Source organism: Paenibacillus lactis, from assembly GCF_017873605.1.
GTDB classification, from domain to species: Bacteria; Bacillota; Bacilli; order Paenibacillales; family Paenibacillaceae; genus Paenibacillus_AQ; species Paenibacillus_AQ lactis.
In genome coordinates this window covers 37748-55220 of sequence record NZ_JAGGKI010000014.1, presented here as the reverse complement: position 1 = coordinate 55220, position 17473 = coordinate 37748, and the positions used below count along the sequence as shown (strand labels likewise).

The following is a 17473-nucleotide window of genomic DNA, read 5'->3' as shown; positions in this document are numbered from 1 at the left end:
CATTTTCTGAAATATATATGTCATTTTCTGAAATTCATCAGTCCTATTTTTCTAAGACAAGAGGCTGATATTCGGTTTGCAAAAATAAAGCGCATGAGGCGAAATCAAGAGGAACGGGGCCTAATTAATGACGTTTTTGTAATCTTTAGACCTAATTTTGTGACACTCTTGTCATTTTCAAAACAGCGGCATCCAGGAAATGGGTGATGCACTTTCTCTAAAAGTGCGTTAGTCTAATTGCCGGGAGATCAACCGATTTACCAAGGAGGGATGCCGCGGCACATCGGATGGACACCCAGTCTTGCCAGTTCTTCTATCCTGCAAACCCCAACAAGTTGACGGGGCGAAGTACCAGCACCTTAGATTATGCAGCATGCTGCGGCCACCATCATTAACAGGGAGGAAGGCTGCAGGCTATTCCCTATTTTCCAACTATTCCTATGGGAAAATATATTTTCAGGTGACTGGGCGGATAAGGGGAACACCCATTTAGACCCCTATGATCGCTTGAAATCAAAACGATCACGAGATGTACCGGTACATAGTACGGCGCATGCCATAGAAATGCGTGAAGGGGCAAAAGCCAAAAATAAGGAGGAGCTTATACCATTGAAGTTAAGATCACGATTATTCTCTAAACTTGTTGCACTTACCGTTATTGGAGCCATCGCTGCCGCTCCGCTGCAGATTGCAAACGCAGAATCGAATGATGGAGGAGCGCGTCCGTGGATGAACACATCTCAATCCGCCGAGAAACGCACGGAGCTATTGCTTGACGCCATGACGCTATCCGAGAAAATTGATTTTGTTACCGGGAACGTCAATAACAATTACGGGTTTTATAACGCTCCTATTGAGCGGCTTGGCATTCCCGCGTTAACGATGGCCGACGGGCCGACCGGCGTGCGGGTCGCCAATCCGGAAATTCAGGATAAACAATCGACGGCTCTCCCTACTCCGATTGCGCTGGCCGCAACCTGGAACACGACAACCGCTTCGGAGTACGGAGACCTGGTGGGCAATGAATCCTTTAACACCACCCATAACGTCCTGCTCGGTCCTGGATTCGATATTGCCCGTCTGCCTTGGGGCTCCCGGAATTTCGAATCCATGGGGGAAGATCCTTTGCTGCAGTCGAAGATGGGCGTTGCTTATGTCAATGCGGTGCAAAAATATCCGGTTATCGCGACAGCCAAGCATTTTCTGTTGAACAACCAGGAAACCGACCGTTTCACGGTGAACTCGATCGCTAGTGAACGCGCGATGCAGGAAGTATACCTGCGTCCATTCGCCGCAGCCATCGAGAAAGCCAGCCTGGGCTCGGCCATGTGCTCCTTCAATGAGATCAACGGCACGCCGGCCTGCGAAAATAAAGAGGTCTTGACTACGATGCTCCGAGACCAGTTGAACTTCAATGGTTTCGTCATGAGCGACTACGGCGCCAACCTGAGCACGGCTCCTTCGGCCAACGCGGGTCTTGACTTGGAAACCCCCGGGGACCCTTACGGATTTTGGGGCTCTAAGCTCATGAACGCCGTCCAAAACGGCGAAGTCTCTGAGGACGTCATTGACGAGATGGTAAGCAATATTCTGTATCAGATGTTTGACAAGGGGCTGTTTGATCATCCGGCGGTAAATAAACAGATTCCGGCAGCCGAGCATGGAGCGAAAGCACAGCAGATTGCCGAAGAGAGCATGGTGCTTCTGCAAAACAAAGATAATGCTCTGCCGCTGAAAGCAGACAGCCTGAAATCGATCGCCGTTATCGGTCCGGATGCGGACAACTATGCAACGGTTGGCGGCAGCTCGCTTGTGAAGCCGACTTATACGGTAAGCCCGCTGGAGGCCATCCGCAAACGTGCCGGAAAGGGCGTTGAAGTGAAATATGCAGCCGGTACCGATCCGATTTCCACCGCGGATATTATGAATGGACCATCGGCCATTCCATCTTCGATGCTAAGCCCCGTTGATGAGAACGGTAATGTAATTCAAGGCGAGCATGGACTTCGCGCGGAATATTTCAATAACACGAATCTCGAAGGTCAACCTTCCGTGGTACGCACGGATGGCCAAGTGAATATGAACCTTGGTTTTTATAATTATGACGGATTAAACGGACAGTCCTCCAAGCTGACTCCCGTCCCTGGCGATTTGAACGGCAGAATGTCGGCACGCTGGACCGGCGCGATTGCAGCCCCACAGGACGGCGAATACACCCTGTCGCTCTCGAGCTTCGGCTCCAGCAAGCTGTATTTCGACGGCAAGCTTCTGATCGATAATAAAGGTGAGAAGGTGGCTACCGAGAAAGCGACGCTGCAGCTAAAAGCCGGCGAAAGCCACGACGTGCGCATTGAATACCGCACGGATTGGACGGACGGCGACAGCGATTTTGGCGGACTGGTCCGCTTCGGCTGGGAAGCACCGGAAGAGGTAACCGATTCGAAGATGCAGAAGGCTGTTGATCTTGCGGGTAAATCCGACGTTGCCGTCGTGGTGACGCGTACCTATGAAAGCGAAGGGTACATCGACCGTTCCGACCTGGATCTTCCGAATAACCAGGAGCAATTGATCAAGAAGGTGGCTGCAGCTAATCCGAATACGATCGTGGTTCAAATGAGCGGCAGAGCCGTGCAAATGAACGGCTGGCAAGATGACGTTAAATCCATCGTGCAAGCCTGGTATGCCGGGCAGGAGCAGGGTGACGCCATCGCCAGCGTGCTGTTTGGCGACGTGAATCCATCCGGTAAACTGCCGATTACGATTCCTGTCGACGAGCATTCCACCCCGGTTTCGGATGAAAAGCAATTCCCTGGAGTAAACGGAGACGCGGAATACTCTGAGGACATTTTCGTGGGATATAAGGGGTATGAGAAAGAAGGCATCCAACCAGCGTTCGCGTTTGGTCACGGCCTGTCCTACACGACCTTTGACTATAGAAATCTGAAGACGAAAGCTAAAGGGAATGGGCAGGACTCCACGATTGAAGTCTCGCTGAACCTCCGGAATACGGGAGCTGTAACGGGCGCGGAGGTTGTACAAGTCTATGCAGGCAAGCTTCCGACCAGCGTAGCAACACCGTCCAAACAGCTGGCCGGCTTTGCCAAAGTCGAGCTTAAACCGGGCAAACAGCAGCGCGTAACGGTTAAGCTTGATCCTAAGGCCTTCTCATATTGGGATGAAAATAAAAAGACCTGGGTTATGCCTTCCGGACAAGTGCCGATCTATGTAGGCGGCGCCTCCGACGACATTCGCCTTACAGGCAGCGTCGCTGTTAAAGGCTCCGGCAAATAACCATACGATTCATTCATTCTATTCATCAATTCTTAGCCTGGGGCGTTTTCGCCCCAGGACTTTTTGTTAGGAGATAAGGAGGAGCGGAATTTGAAACTAACGGAGAAGAGGACGGTATTGGAAGTCAAGACCGCGGCCAAAGCCGTAACAGAGACCAAGCTCCTATCCGGCCGGGCGAATAAACCGGGAAGCACACAGCGGCGCAGACGGTTCCTGCTCAGTCTGCTGCTGCTCGTTCTCCTGCTGCTGATCTGTTCTATAGCCATCCCACCCGGTACAGAAGGCGAAATCTCTTCCGAGGTATGGCTAACGACCGGCGATCAGACCAACCTGCTCACCCAAAAGGAGCCCGTCGCATTCACGAATCAAGCTTCAAGCCAGGAAACCCTCAACATCAAGGTGAATCCGGAAATCCGTTATCAAACCATGGACGGTTTTGGCGCAGCGATTACCGGCTCTTCGGCGTATCTGATCAACCATACCATGACCGAAGCTCAGCGAAGTTCCCTTCTGGGCGATTTGTTTACGGAAGAAGGCATCCGCCTCAGCTTTGTCCGACATACGATCGGCGCTTCCGATTTTTCCGTGGATGAACAAGGCCGCCCGAGCAGCTATACGTATGACGATATCGAATCGGGAATGGATTACGGCATGGAGCACTTTTCAATAGCTAAGGATGCGGATGTGGTCTCCCTGCTGCAAAAAATCCTGAAGAAAAACCATGCGGTCAAAATACTGGGCACCCCCTGGACCGCCCCGCCGTGGATGAAATATGGGGAGAAGACATACAACGGCTGGTATTTGGATTATACCAATCCCAAGGTTTATGCCGCTTATGCGGATTATTTCGTGAAATACATTCAGGCGTATGAGGCATCGGGAATTCCGATTTACGGCCTGACGGTTCAGAACGAACCGGCATTCACGTCGCCGGACTATCCAAGCATGAGCATGGGTGCCGAGGAGCAGGCACGGTTCATCCGGGATTACCTCGGCCCCGCCTTTACCAAGCAAGGGATCGGGACTAAAATTATCGCTTTCGACCATAATTGGGGACTTGGGGAAGCGTACGCCCGACAAGTTCTTGGAGACGCAGGAGCCGCTTCGTATATCGACGGAACCGCGTACCATTGTTATGAAGGCTCCGCGGAGGCCATGTCGGCCGTTCACCATGATTTTCCGGACAAAAATATATACCTTACAGAATGCAGCGGCGGACAATGGAGCCCGGACTTTGGCGACAACCTTAGCTGGCAAATGGACCACCTGATCGTCGGTGCACCGCGAAATGCCGCCAAAACGGTTCTTTTCTGGAACCTGGCGCTGGACCCCAGCGGGGGGCCGACCAACGGAGGCTGCAAGGACTGCCGAGGTGTGATTACGGTGAATCCTGCAACGGGAGACGTGGAGAAAAACGTGGAATATTATGCTCTCGGGCATGCCAGCAAATTTGTGGATCCCGGGGCTGTCCGGATCGCATCTACTCGTTACAAAGGTTTATTAGAAACCGTGGCATATGAGAATCCCGACGGCTCCCTTGTCCTGATCGGCGCCAATCCAGGAGCCGAGGAGCTGCCCTTTAGCGTGGAATGGAACGGTAAAGCTTTCTCTTACAGCCTGCCTCCCCAAAGCGCCGTCACTTTTAAATGGCTGCCGGGTTCCGGGAGCCGCTCCTAAAAGGAAACGTTTAGCTTTCTTGGCTTTCTATTATTACTTCAAGGAAGCCTGTTATAAACAAAAAAAACCGAGCGAACCCCAGGGACCGGCCCTGCTCTTCGCTCGGTTATTTCTGCTTCAAGTTAGTTCCTGCACTTTGCATGCGGAATCCTTCCAAACATAAGCTGCATTAAAAACCGGAAATCATCCTAGAGATAGATGTCTTAACTTATCCGGATTCGCAACCGTATAGATTGTCTGAATTTTTTGATCGCGGTAAGCGAAGGAATATACGTATTGAACGGTTTCATCCAGCAGGAATCGGATCCCCGGGAGTCCGTTCACCATGAGGAAAGAGTACGTAAATCGGCCTGCATACGTTTTGATCAGGAATTGATGGAATTTCAGCACGAGCTCAAATCCAACCACAGGCACTTGCGCCGCTTTGACTTTGCCTCCGCCATCCGAGTAGAAAACCACATCTTCGCTAACCAGCTCTAGCAGTCTAGTCGTATCTCCCTGCAATAGCGATGCCACGAAATCCTTGATATGCTTCTCCGCCGTCGATACCGACGGTTGCTGGTCCGGATCGAAATGGATGCTCTTCTTGGCGCGATGGAAAATTTGCCGGCAGTTCGCGTTGCTCTTCCCGACCATATCGGCAATTTCTTCAAATGAATACTGGAAAATCTCCCGCAGGAGAAAAACCGCCCGTTCCATCGCATTCAGCTGCTGCAACAGCAATAGGTAGGCCGTGGAAATCGACTCTGAGCGCAAATACGTGTCGGAGGGATCGCCAACCGAAGCTCCATCCGAAGCCCCCCTCTCAATGAGAGGCTCCGGGAGCCAGGGGCCGACGTACAACTCCCTTTTTTTGACGGATGAGCGTAAAAGGTCCAGACACCGATTCGTCACGATTTTGTATAAATACGCCCGTTCATTTCGAATGGCATCCGCATCCTGAAGCCTTTCATAACTCAGGAAGGCCTCTTGTACGATATCCTCCGCATCCATGACGCTTCCGAGCATTCGATAGGCTAAAGAAAACAGCGGAGCTTTATAAAGCTTATACAATTCCTCGATGCTCATAAAGGTCAGTCCTTTCCTTCCGTTCAAGGGAGAGGATGTGTTGCACCGCTCTTTTGGCACTTGCCGTCGCGGCATCCACCAATAGTTCACCATGTGACGCCCAATCTCCTGCTACATATAAACCGCTAATTTCGGGAACGGCCGGTCCGGGATTAACACGTCCGTTCACATGCATAAAATCATGAGAAACCGTCATTTTCGGCAGGTATTGTTTGACAATCAGCTCTTCCCGCCACCCCGGCTGCACCAAATCCAGCATCCCCTCAAGCTCGCGCAAATCCTTATTCGGGTCGGTCTCTTTCCCTTGGTATTTCAGAACGGATATGACTTGCGCACCGTCGTCGCTTAGATAAGCGGCACGGGATTGATTGGAAAGAAAGACGGTTTGATCGATGCCGTATACAAATTGTTGTTTGGGTTTCGGTAGACGTCTCAATGCAACATCCAGGCAGGCTGCCGTGATTTCGATCGCTTGTTCTTTCCAGGTATGAAGGGCGGTTTTTTCTGAAAAAGGCACCAGCTGATGGGCAATCGAAGGCGGTGTGGCGAGAACGACATGGTGTGCGCCGATCTTCGCTCCATCCTTGCACAGCACGTGACGCACGCTGCCATCCTGGACATCGATGGACGTAACCAGGCTGTTCGTTACAAACCGCACGCCGAGATCGGATGCCTTTCTTCTTAACGCTTCGACCAATTCGCCCCAGCCTCGGTCCAGATACAACACACCTTTAAGGGCACTTTGAAGCTGCTTCAATGCAGGACCCGCTGCAGGCAAATCCGGCCCCACCACATAACTTGCGGTTCGCAGCAAGGAATAGAAAATATTACGCACCATCGGATCCCGCAAATTCGATTCGACCCATTCGCGAATACTGATGCGATCATAGGGATGGGTATCCATTTTGCCGAGTTTCCCCAGCCAGGCAGCAAGCTCCAGCTTCCCTTTCCAAGACAAGAGCGGGGTCGTGAATAAAGATTTCATATCCGTGGGCAAAATGCTCAATTTCCCCTTCCACACCCCATAACCTTCAATCGAGGGCTCCGCTCCCTGAACGTGAATTCCCAAATCCATGAAAGTTGCGTAAGCATCTCCCTTATACAAGGCATGCCCGCCCAGATTGAAGTAAGCCCCTTTTTTCTTCATGGACATGGCCCGGCCGCCTAATCGTTCCTGTTTCTCAATGATGAGCGTTTGCTTCCCTGCTTTCGCTGCATAAATTGCAGCGGTCAACCCGGCAATCCCTCCGCCAACAACGACCACATCATACTGTTGCATCGTTCATCATTCCCTTCGATTTTTACCTGTATGACGGGCAAGGGGTGCGGAGTGTGACAGGAATCGAAAAAAAATTATGATGCTTATCTTTCCGTGAAAATGAGAGCCGTCCCGAGAAGGGAGGCGCTCGGAACAAAAATATCTCCCCGGGCCGTCTCAACCACCGGGAATCCATTCGATTCAAGATGCCGCCGGGTAATGGCAAGGTCTCGCACCTTTACTGCATATCCGGCAAATCCCGGTGAGGACGTGAAGGCTTCTCCCGGGATCGTTTTCATATCATGGACCACATGCCCCATATGAAGGATTTTGTTAATTTCGGTCTTCATGGACAAGCGAGAGGCTCCAATGAATAAAATCCTTGTAACTTTCCAGCTTTTTTTACGTCATAAAGTATGACACCATATTTTGGAGGGAAATTCATGAAAAAAATATCGCAAATTTCAATCGCGCTGCTATGCAGTGCGGCTCTAATTGCTCCAAGCTACAACATATCTTCAGCAGCTTCAAAACAGGAACCACATGTAATCATCAACAACACAAGTCTATCCTCTGAAGATATACTTCTAAAAAACAACCAAGTATTTATTACCTTAACGGGAGCCAAGACTTTAGACGATTTAACGTTTAAGTGGAACAATAAGACAAAGCAAGTGACCGTCCAAGGAAAAGAGACTCATTTAATACTCACGATCAATAAAACAACTGCACAAAAGAATAGTGAACCCGTAAAACTTAGCTCCGCGCCGTTCATCCATAAAGGCAAGACCATGATTCCTTTGCGCTTTGTTACAGAAGCAATGAGCAGCTCCGTAACCTGGAATCAGGCGACCCAAACCGCATATATCACAAAAGCAAGTTCAAAACTGACCAAGGATTATAAAAGCGACGAGCTTAGTACTGCAAGAAATGCAGCCATAAATTTGCCAAGGGTTTCCCAACTACCGAAAGAATTTGAGCCGACATTGGATACGTTTAGTCTTCAATATTATTTTCCTGAACGGGAATCCGGCCAGTTCATAGAAGTAAATAATAACGTAGTTAGTTACTATAAAATTTCTAACCATACGGCTTACCTGAAATGGCAGGGCCTCCTGGGTGATAAACCAGGCACAGCAAACGACCTGTATTTTATTAATCGCATGTTAATAGATGAAGCTGGAACACTTCCGTCATTTAAGGGTACAACCTTTGCAAGCTTCCGTTGGATGCCTCATATTGGAGCTACGGGTTACAGCCTTATTAACAAACAAAACTGGAATAAGGTCACATATAAAGATCAGGAACTCGAGCAAAATCAAATGAAGGAAAATTATATTATCGTGGAAATTCCCGAAGAATAAATAATCTATTGTTTTACGTAAAAAAATGACTTATTCGGGTCCAAATGTTGAGGAAGATGATGTTTCAACGACATTTTATCGAGGAGGATTTATACGATGGGTCTTTACTACGAAGTTCATGGGAGTGGCAGGCCAGTTGTATTAATCCATAGCGGCGCTATGGATTCTCGTGATTGGAACTTTATTACGCCAAAGCTAGCTAAGATATTCAAAGTCATCATTTACGATGTACGTGGAGCCGGAAGGTCCCCAGTTCCAGAAGCACCAATTGACCATGTTGGGGACTTAAGGCAGCTATTAGCCGAACTTAACATTGACGAAGCTGTACTCATTGGTCATTCCCTAGGAGGTCAAATTGCTGTTGATTTCTCTCTGACCTATCCGAGCATCGTGTCTAAACTCGTATTAATTGCTCCTGGCCTATCCGGGTATCAATTTTCTCCTGAGTATGCTGAACTAGAGAAACAAGCTGCCAAAGCGTTGCCGGACGTCAATAAAATGATTGATCTAACATTGAGCGAACCTTCCTGGAGCATTTCACCAGGAGAAGCCTATGATTTACTACGTGAAATGATGAGACACAACATTCAAAAGACATTTGAATGGAAAACTTACGAAACGGTTTCCTTACCTCCCGCATTAGGAAGGTTGGACGAAATTCAGGCAGAGGCTTTATTATTGATCGGCGAGAATGAATCCAAAGATCTTTTCCGCATAGCTGAGTTATATAATCAAATTCCTAAAATTAAAGTCGTTCGAATACCTGGCGCGAATCATATCATTACCCTGACCCATCCTGACGACATTTGCGAACATATCCTCCATGATTTGAGTCTTCATAAACAGGAAGGTCAATAAATGTAGAAACGAAACTCTTCATTAACAGAAGGCATCCCGCTTTGTCTCCAAAAACGAAATGTAATCATAAAAAAACTGCACCTCCGTTGTTAGTTCTGTCAAACAATAGGGGTGCGGTTCCATTATCACTATCATATGTTTCTGATGCTCACTCTATGGGGTGCTCTCCCCAAGTTGGGGAGAGCCATTGCTCCGCATTTATTTGAACTCTTGCCCGGTTTGCCCGATTTTTCTTTTCATAAATATGGCCACTTCCCCATCTACAACATCATCATTGGTGTAATGAGATAAATCAATGCCTTCGATTTCAAATCCACATTTTCTGTAGAACCTTATAGCATTTACGTTCGTGTTTTGCGTCTCCAGGTTTATTGCTCTTATTCCGTTTCCTTCTGCAAGACGTACTAATTCATCCATCAATTGTTTGCCAACATGCATTCTTCTACAGTCTTCCGAGACTTGGAAATGCCAAATCAAAACGGTATTATTCCACTTTATTTCCTCAGCGATTACGACCCCGATTAATCGAGTACCTATGTATGCTCCTAGTGAATATCCCATGGGGACGATCTTGCTGTAAAGCTCCAAATCATCTTCACTGTCTGTATATTCTTTGTGATACGGTGCTTCAAGCTCTACTAATTGAATGTCGATCGTGGTTCTCTCTTCATTTTCAATTTTGGTCACCTTGTACTTTGCGTTTGAGGAATATCCACACTCCCCAAGTTCAGTTTGTTCTTCGTCCGTGAACCGATGAATCGGTTTAATGCATATAGCTTCTATAGGAATCACCCTTTATAAAAATAATTCGACGGTCCCGCTGCCTAAAGACATGTGCACGTCATGTACAGACTACGATGCATTAGTCGTTGCGGTTGTATCCTAGCTTTTAATAAAAACAATCTTCACGCCTACCACCTGATCCTGCCCATTCACCGCCTTGTACACGCCGTACGCCCCGTCGCCAATGCCGGTACGCGAGACAACGCCTCCCTCGAGAACACCCGCCTCTTCCCCGCTTTCGGTGATATCACAGCAGGCATAATACCATTCCGTATCCGTGCCGTCCGATGATCCTTCCGCATCCGGAATCCGGTATTTGTGAATATCAAAAATCCCAGCCTGTCCGCTGTCCACCCCCGCCACGAAAGGACACTTGATCCACTCCAAGGATGCCCCTTGTTCCGCAACGGACTGATGGTATGCCGTCAGCTTGGCGTTGGCTTCACCCCAGTCCGGGATCTCCGCCTTCTCCACTTCCGAGACCCACGTTCCATTCAATGCAGGCTCCACTACACCCATAATAACGATGCTCGTATCTAGTTCGTAACACGGATCCGCAACAACCAATTGTCCGGAAGTTACTTCAAAATTACCCAGTTGAATGATCAATGAGGATACCTCCCATAACCGCTTGGATTTACATCTATTCTATCATGGGTGCAAAGGAAAGTTTAATGACGCACCAGGATGGTTATCCATCAGGATAGGGTATTACAATCGCTCCTATTCGACATGTATCTACATCTATTCGCCTTTAGGGTATGGACGAATCCTTTTTGAAGGTCTATAATAACAACCACATTCCAAAAAACGAACATTAAGGCGGTAACCATGAGTAAATATATGCAATTATTTCAAGGCACGTCTTTTTCAAGCAAATCGCCCACAGAAATTCAAGTATTACGGGACCATCTGTATTGCATCAATGACGACGGTATGATTGAGCGAATCGTCGCCCCGGAGGACGCCGAGTACGCGTCCTTGCTGGATGCGTATCAAGGCACTGACAAATTTCAACGGTTAGAGGCGGGTCAATATTTCTTGCCTGGTTTTGTCGACTTGCATGTGCATGCGCCGCAGTGGGCCCAATCCGGAACCGCATTAGACATCCCGCTCTACGACTGGTTAAATACGTACACCTTCCCGCTGGAATCGAAATTTTCCGATCTCGAGTTTGCGCGCACGGTTTACGACGATGTGGTCAGCACCTTACTGGCCAACGGAACGACAACGGCTCTTTATTTTGCAACGGTGCATAAGGAAGCCAGCTTGCTGTTAGCCCAAATCTGTGCGAGCAAAGGCCAGCGCGGACTTGTTGGCAAAGTCGTCATGGACGATCCCGAGCAGAATCCGGAATACTATCGCGATGCGGACACATCCACCGCACTTGCGGATACGGAAGAATTTATTATCGCTGTACAGGAATTAGCCAAGACTACAAAACAAGGCGTCTATCCCGTCGTCACCCCACGATTCATTCCAAGCTGCACCGATGAGGGGCTTAGAGGCTTAGGCGAGCTGGCTGCCAAATATGACACCTATGTTCAATCCCACTGCAGCGAAAGCGATTGGGCGCACGGATATGTCAAGAATCGATTCCACAAGAACGATGCCTTTGCGTTACATGATTTTGGCCTGCTGCGGGATAAATCCGTTATGGCGCATTGCAATTTTCTGGAGGATCAGGATGCGGAGTTATTTGCGGACACCGGCACCGCGATTGCCCATTGTCCGATATCCAACGCGTATTTCGCCAACAGCGTCATCCCGGTCGCCCGTTTCCATGCCAAAAATGTCGAGATCGGCCTGGGCTCGGATATCTCCGGCGGCTTCTCGCCAAGCCTCTTCGATAATATTCGACAAGCGGTAATATCCTCGCGGATGCTGGAGGATGGCGTTAACCCTTCCCTTCCTGCCGAAGATCGCGGCGTACCCGATTCGCGCATTACGATCCATCAGGCATTCTATCTGGCAACGGCCGGCGGCGGGGATAGTCTGAGCTTGCCGATCGGTCGTATCCAGGAAGGCTATGCATGGGATGTGCAGGTGATCGATACGAGCATTCCATCCGCCAAGCTGCCGATTTTCGATGAGCATGAGGATGTGCACGATATTTTTCAGAAAATCATGTATTTGGCAAGACCTGAGCATATCCGCGAGGTGTGGGTGCAAGGGGACAAGGTTCATTCGCGTTAAGCATGATAGATCAATTAATCTAAACATTCGAGGTGTCCATCGGAGTGAAAACACAAGCAGACAAGCAAAATGACGCACAAACGAATTCACAGCAATTAACGGTTCCGCCCGACGGCAAAATTTCCTTCGGAAAATCCGCCATTCTCGGTTTGCAGCATGTCGTCGCGATGGACGTCTACGTCGTTCCGTTCCTGATTGCCATGTTAATCGGCTTAGCGCCCAATCAGTCCAGCGCCTTAATTCAATCCACGTTTATTGCGGCCGGGCTTGCCACGATCGTGCAGACGTACTTCTGTATGAAGCTGCCGATGGCGCAGGGTCCTTCCTATGTTCCGCTCGGCGCGATTGTCGCCATTTATGCCGCCAGCGGCGGCGGGGAGACGGGCTGGGGCTCGGTGCTGGGTGCCAGCTTGGTCGGTGCTGTTCTCGTGGTGATTTTGGGATATACGGGAATCTTCAATAAAATCGTGAAATCCTTCATCCCGCCGATTGTAGGGGGCACGATTATTTTCATTGTCGGTCTCTCGTTACTGCCGGTTGCCATCCGCGACAATATCTATGGCGCCACGGACGCTGCCATCAATCAGAACGTGCTGCTGGCGCTGATCTCAGCCGGTGCACTCCTTCTATTCGTGGCCCTCGGTTCATTGCTGCGAGCGAAAGGCGCGATCTTCCGAGTTACCTCCGTCATGATCGCGTTAATCATCGGATGCATATCGGCTAACTTCATGGGTGTCCTGGATTTCAGCGCTGTCGCAAGCGCCAAGTGGTTCAGCATGCCGCAGCTGCCGTTTAAGGACTTTGGCTTCTCATTTGATCTCTCGGCGATCATCACCATGGTCATCATTTACCTCGTGCTGTTGGCGGAAACGACAGGGACATGGTTTGCCATCAGCAACGTCATTGATAAACCGTTAACGGATAAGAACATTAACCGCGGGGTTATTGGCGAAGGGATTAGCTGTCTGATCGCTTCGGTACTCGGTTCAACGCCGGTTACCGGCTATTCCACCAATGCAGGCATTATTTCCATCACGGGTGTAGCCAGTCGCCGGGTTTTCCTTGCGGTAGGCGGATGGTTCGTCCTGTTCGGCTGTTCCGGTAAATTGGCTGCGCTGATCTCCTCGATCCCAACGGCTGTCATCGGCGGCGTATTCGCGATCGTCTGCGGCATCATCTCGATTAACGGAATCCAGGTCATGAAGAACGTAACCATTCGTGAAAAGGAAATGTACATTATCGCCATCCCGATGATCCTGACGTTGGCGCTAGTGCTCATTCCTAAAGATTTCTTATATACGCTTCCTACGTTCGTACAGTATCTATTGGGCTCCCCAATTTTGGCTGCTTCCCTTGCAGCAATTATGTTGAATAAGTTACTGCCAAGTGCGAAGTAGGTTGTAAAGCGAGGCAAAAACGAGCGGATTATATGTAAGCTAAGCAGGGCTGCCCCCAAAGAGGCTGCGTTCATCGCAGACTTTGGGGGTGTTTTTTTTATAGTAAGGGGATATACACTTCGTTACACACAAAGTCTAGGAGCTTAGAAGATGCTTGCTGTTTATTAGGTGATTGCAGATGTTTTATATTTCTGCATGTTCGGCTGGGCAATTCACAAAAGAAAATAAGACCCTGCAACATATAAGCGCAGAGTCTCACCTGTTTATTTCATTTCAATTAGTCTTTTTATCCATTTAATCGTAATTTCGTCTTTTACCTCTGGATTCATATCTGCAGGAAACTGTAAATATTGTTCTTCCTCTGGCAACTTATGCAGTTGACTCTGAATCGTAGCGTCAGTCGTGCTGTCATTGTAATATTCCGGGAAGCGAAATTCTTGTCCTTGAAGTGACCGATAAACATGAAAACTGTACTTAATCCCATTCACTTCGCAAAAAGCATGTCCTTGAACTTTCGGATCACACCAGACATGCGTACCCTTCAATTTTTGCAAGGAAAGCATAAACCCATTCTTCTGCGCTTCCGTTAAATGAAAATCTTCCAAATAATACTTCATTGACACTCGATTAAAATTCGTATCGATAATCTGGTAGTTCAGAATTAACTCAGCGCCTCTTTTAAGAACAGGATTGAAATAATCCTCCTGAATCCTCCCCCTATACTTAAACAGTCGGCTCTGGACCAAGTAGTCGATATTGCTATGGTCTAAATTCCGACCAAATGTTAATAAAAATCTTCTCTTTTCCACTTTTATTCCGAACCCCATTTTGGAAGTGAATTTTGATACCGGTCAACATTTCCCTTATGATCTTTCCAATTATCTTTAGTATGATAATGCCACCGAGTGTGATTCTAGATTGAGAAGTATAAGTTATATTAAAACACAATTTAAGGCGCTGGCTAAACGCTTTTGCATTTACACGCAGCACTAAGATTCCGATTCGAAACTCCAACTAGGGCTGTACCCATCCAGAAGCTTCTTTGGTGCACAGGATCTCCACGCTCGTTCGAGATGCTCCAGCAGTTCCTTCGGGTCGACGGCCGAAAGGCGCACAAGCACATACGGAGCGTTGCGGTAATGATCCGTGATGTAATAGACATCGGGATCGAATTGCATCAAGAAGTCGCGCGTTTCGTAGTCCATTCTTAGTACGAGGGTAACCCCATCTTCAAGCAGACGCGCCAATAGCTTTCCTTTGATGCGAAATGCGGGGGTTCCGTAAGAGGTCCCCTCTTCTACGGCCGGCAAGGATAGAGCAAGATTTCGAACGGTATGAAGATGATCGGATGGTTGAATCGTTTTCGCCCCCCTATCGTAATTCCGCCTCTTGATCGCCATTAATACGCGAAGCCATCCACCATACATGACCAAAAGGATCCGTTAATCCGCCGCGGCGATCCCCATCATCATGATCTTTAAGCGGCTCCAGAACTTGGGCACCCGCAGCAATCGCTTGTTCGAATAAAGAATCAACGTCCTCAACATAGAGATACAGGTGAACCGACGCTCCTCCAAGCGCGCGCGGACTTCTTATATATGGAAACTCTTGAAACTCGTCCACAATCATGACGGGCGAGCTGCCGATCCTGATCTCGGCATGATGGATTTTCCCGTCTTCGTCTGTGATCCTCATCGACTCTGCAGCTCCGAAAGCCTTCTTATAGAACGCGATGGCATCCCCGGCATTTTGAATAATCATATACGGCGTAATCGTAGGATACCCCTCCGGCACCGGCTTTACATGGTTAATCTTGTTTTGTTCCATGATGGGCATGTCCTCCTCTTGTTTATGAGATGAATCCATTTTACGATCAGCCTGGCAGCCTATATTGTAAAAAATTTACCTCATTGAACAAGGGGGACATGGTTGCGATGCTCGCTTTGATGCTTCATGTAGGTTGTCGGATTAAGCCCGGAGAAGGCACGGAAATCGTGATTGAAATGAGCCTGGTCATAATAACCGCAGTCAAAAACAATATCCCCCCAATTGATCTGCTCGCCTCGATGAATGAGGTGCAGCACTTCCTGGAACCGCCGGATACGACCGAACAATTTGGGGGTCACTCCTACTTCGTTGCAGAACATTTGAATAAAATGTCTCTTACTAAAGCCGAGGTGCTGGCTTAAATCGGCAGTGCTTCGCATGCCGGGCAGCTTGTACATTTCCTTTAACGCATAGGACACGGCTGGATGGTGCTGCAATGGCTTTCGCACCATACTGAACATAAACTGTTCCATTAAACGGAATTTGATCTCCGGCGTATCCGCATCAAGCAGCTGATCACGCAATTCATTCGCTTCCGTACCCCAAAGCGTGTCCAAGGATACGACTTGGTCGTGCACCTCGGATGCGGGGAAGGATAGGAAGGGGAACAAGCCGCCCGGTTTAAAATGCACCCCCATGACATAAACCTGACTAGCTGAATCTATAACGACATATTCCGCTTGCGATCCAGATAATATCGAACCGGACAAAGTCTGAACATGGTGAAGATTGCGACTATATACTCGGAATTTATCTTCATGAAGGTTGATGATCAATTCCGCACAACCATCCGGCAAAACACGCTCCAGATTAAAGGAAAGATCGAATCCCTGGTACAACCAACAGAAGTCAATACAACTGGATAGGGGCAGCCTTGGAGTATAGGTATGAAATACCATGATCACCACTTCCTCAACTCATAATTCCCTTATATATTTTATCAATTCTGCGATTCCTTTCATTTGAAGCATTAGTTGATTATTTAAATTTTCCAAAGCCAATTGAAAGGAACGTTCGACTTTATCATAGTTTTGGTTGTCCAAATTATTCAATAAACTCTTCATATTTTCAATATAATAAACGGTTTTCCTCAAGCTGCTTATGACCAGGATTTTGCGAAGCTGAGATATCGAGAACAGTCTATAACCGTTTTCATTATTTCTTTCCGAATGGATTAATCCCTCATGTTCCCAATGCCGGATAGCTGAAGTATTTACGCCCGCTATTTGGGCAGCCTCTCCAATACTCATATATTCTTTTAGTTTTACATTTTTATATTTGGTAAAATCGGCATTCTGTATCATCGTAAGTATTTCTTCGACTCGCTGCTTCTCCACTTGAATATGATATTGCTGTTCATTAACTAACCAAAGGGCTTCTACATATCGTGCATTTTTACTCAGTCTCATGACTTCGTAAACAATAGGGATGTCATATCCTTTCAACAAGGCCCTAATCGTAATAAAAGCTTGGAAGTGTTGCGCTGTATAGAAACGGTGATTACTTTTTGTTCTCGGTACGGCAGGAATGAGATCTAGTTCTTCATACCTTCGCAAAGTTGTAGTGCTGACATTTAAGGTCTTTGCAATTTGTTTAGGGGTATATGTCTCCATCTATTACCTCCTTTTTAAAGTAAGACCTTCAAGTGCTACAATAACATATTTTCCAATAAAGCCCCAATATATAAAGGGCGGGAAATATAAAACCGAAAGATTGCATGAATGTTATATGATGGTCGTATGAACCGTTTAGGA

General features: G+C 48.0%; 16 protein-coding genes. 6 read left to right on the top strand and 10 right to left on the bottom strand.

Translation table 11 applies throughout. From position 1 onward, the window contains the following. The first annotated feature begins 609 nt into the window (after positions 1–609). Together J2Z18_RS22285 and J2Z18_RS22280 are read left to right on the top strand one after the other, a co-directional pair. Complete coding sequence (locus J2Z18_RS22285; RefSeq protein WP_210095358.1) at positions 610–3291, top strand: glycoside hydrolase family 3 protein; 2682 nt, start codon at positions 610–612, stop codon at positions 3289–3291. Positions 3292–3381: 90 nt separating this feature from the next. Then, positions 3382–4968, top strand: coding sequence for a glycoside hydrolase family 30 protein (locus tag J2Z18_RS22280; RefSeq protein ID WP_245256134.1), 1587 nt, complete (start codon positions 3382–3384; stop codon positions 4966–4968). 183 nt (positions 4969–5151) lie between these two features. On the opposite strand, the gene sigJ is transcribed toward J2Z18_RS22280, so the two are convergent. The 3 genes from sigJ to J2Z18_RS22265 form a co-directional block, all read right to left on the bottom strand. Next, the gene (gene sigJ, locus J2Z18_RS22275; protein ID WP_210095357.1) at positions 5152–6036 is read right to left on the bottom strand and encodes an RNA polymerase sigma factor SigJ; all 885 of its coding nucleotides are present in this window, start codon (positions 6034–6036) and stop codon (positions 5152–5154) included. Next, the gene (locus tag J2Z18_RS22270; RefSeq protein ID WP_144870934.1) at positions 6014–7315 is read right to left on the bottom strand and encodes a phytoene desaturase family protein; all 1302 of its coding nucleotides are present in this window, start codon (positions 7313–7315) and stop codon (positions 6014–6016) included. The genes sigJ and J2Z18_RS22270 overlap by 23 nt, the downstream gene beginning before the upstream one ends. Before the next feature lie 83 nt (positions 7316–7398). Continuing rightward, a complete protein-coding gene (locus tag J2Z18_RS22265; protein ID WP_144870932.1) occupies positions 7399–7650 on the bottom strand; it encodes a hypothetical protein in 252 nt (83 codons plus the stop codon). 87 nt (positions 7651–7737) lie between these two features. Here J2Z18_RS22265 and J2Z18_RS22260 point away from each other — a divergent pair, with 87 nt between their 5' ends. Further along, complete coding sequence (locus tag J2Z18_RS22260; protein WP_144870930.1) at positions 7738–8658, top strand: copper amine oxidase N-terminal domain-containing protein; 921 nt, start codon at positions 7738–7740, stop codon at positions 8656–8658. Between the two features lie 96 nt (positions 8659–8754). Then, a complete protein-coding gene (locus J2Z18_RS22255) occupies positions 8755–9516 on the top strand; it encodes an alpha/beta fold hydrolase (protein ID WP_210095356.1) in 762 nt (253 codons plus the stop codon). A gap of 198 nt (positions 9517–9714) precedes the next feature. Here J2Z18_RS22255 and J2Z18_RS22250 read toward each other — a convergent pair whose 3' ends face one another. Beyond that, on the bottom strand, positions 9715–10203 hold the full coding sequence (locus J2Z18_RS22250; RefSeq protein ID WP_260985845.1) for a GNAT family N-acetyltransferase: 489 nt from the start codon (positions 10201–10203) through the stop codon (positions 9715–9717). A gap of 195 nt (positions 10204–10398) precedes the next feature. After that, positions 10399–10908: a DUF4241 domain-containing protein gene (locus J2Z18_RS22245; protein WP_144870926.1), complete on the bottom strand. Its 510-nt coding sequence runs from the start codon at positions 10906–10908 to the stop codon at positions 10399–10401. 222 nt (positions 10909–11130) lie between these two features. On the opposite strand from J2Z18_RS22245, the gene guaD reads away from it, so the two are divergent. Then, positions 11131–12495 (top strand): guanine deaminase, encoded by a 1365-nt coding sequence (gene guaD / locus J2Z18_RS22240; protein ID WP_210095355.1) that lies wholly within the window; start codon positions 11131–11133, stop codon positions 12493–12495. Positions 12496–12539: 44 nt separating this feature from the next. Then, positions 12540–13892 (top strand): uracil-xanthine permease family protein, encoded by a 1353-nt coding sequence (locus J2Z18_RS22235; protein WP_210095354.1) that lies wholly within the window; start codon positions 12540–12542, stop codon positions 13890–13892. Positions 13893–14155: 263 nt separating this feature from the next. Here the strand turns inward: J2Z18_RS22235 and J2Z18_RS22230 are convergent, their stop codons facing one another. The 5 genes from J2Z18_RS22230 to J2Z18_RS22210 all read right to left on the bottom strand — a co-directional run bounded on the left by J2Z18_RS22230 (position 14156) and on the right by J2Z18_RS22210 (position 17332). After that, positions 14156–14701, bottom strand: coding sequence for a hypothetical protein (locus tag J2Z18_RS22230; protein WP_007131139.1), 546 nt, complete (start codon positions 14699–14701; stop codon positions 14156–14158). Positions 14702–14881: 180 nt separating this feature from the next. Next, complete coding sequence (locus J2Z18_RS22225) at positions 14882–15292, bottom strand: MmcQ/YjbR family DNA-binding protein (RefSeq protein WP_007131138.1); 411 nt, start codon at positions 15290–15292, stop codon at positions 14882–14884. Continuing rightward, positions 15264–15719, bottom strand: a complete 456-nt coding sequence (locus J2Z18_RS22220; RefSeq protein ID WP_007131137.1) for a VOC family protein — start codon at positions 15717–15719, stop codon at positions 15264–15266. The genes J2Z18_RS22225 and J2Z18_RS22220 overlap by 29 nt, the downstream gene beginning before the upstream one ends. Before the next feature lie 80 nt (positions 15720–15799). Continuing rightward, a complete protein-coding gene (locus tag J2Z18_RS22215; protein ID WP_312889668.1) occupies positions 15800–16618 on the bottom strand; it encodes a DUF6597 domain-containing transcriptional factor in 819 nt (272 codons plus the stop codon). 18 nt (positions 16619–16636) lie between these two features. Next, positions 16637–17332 (bottom strand): MerR family DNA-binding transcriptional regulator, encoded by a 696-nt coding sequence (locus J2Z18_RS22210; RefSeq protein ID WP_210095352.1) that lies wholly within the window; start codon positions 17330–17332, stop codon positions 16637–16639. Between the last annotated feature and the right edge of the window lie 141 nt (positions 17333–17473).

Coding starts and splice junctions, on each gene's coding strand:
- J2Z18_RS22215 (WP_312889668.1), bottom strand. CDS start 16,618: ATGGTATTTCATACCTATACTCCAAGGCTGCCCCTATCCAGTTGTATT.
- J2Z18_RS22270 (WP_144870934.1), bottom strand. CDS start 7,315: ATGCAACAGTATGATGTGGTCGTTGTTGGCGGAGGGATTGCCGGGTTG.
- guaD (WP_210095355.1), top strand. CDS start 11,131: ATGAGTAAATATATGCAATTATTTCAAGGCACGTCTTTTTCAAGCAAA.
- J2Z18_RS22225 (WP_007131138.1), bottom strand. CDS start 15,292: ATGGCGATCAAGAGGCGGAATTACGATAGGGGGGCGAAAACGATTCAA.
- J2Z18_RS22220 (WP_007131137.1), bottom strand. CDS start 15,719: ATGGAACAAAACAAGATTAACCATGTAAAGCCGGTGCCGGAGGGGTAT.
- J2Z18_RS22255 (WP_210095356.1), top strand. CDS start 8,755: ATGGGTCTTTACTACGAAGTTCATGGGAGTGGCAGGCCAGTTGTATTA.
- J2Z18_RS22260 (WP_144870930.1), top strand. CDS start 7,738: ATGAAAAAAATATCGCAAATTTCAATCGCGCTGCTATGCAGTGCGGCT.
- J2Z18_RS22210 (WP_210095352.1), bottom strand. CDS start 17,332: ATGGAGACATATACCCCTAAACAAATTGCAAAGACCTTAAATGTCAGC.
- sigJ (WP_210095357.1), bottom strand. CDS start 6,036: ATGAGCATCGAGGAATTGTATAAGCTTTATAAAGCTCCGCTGTTTTCT.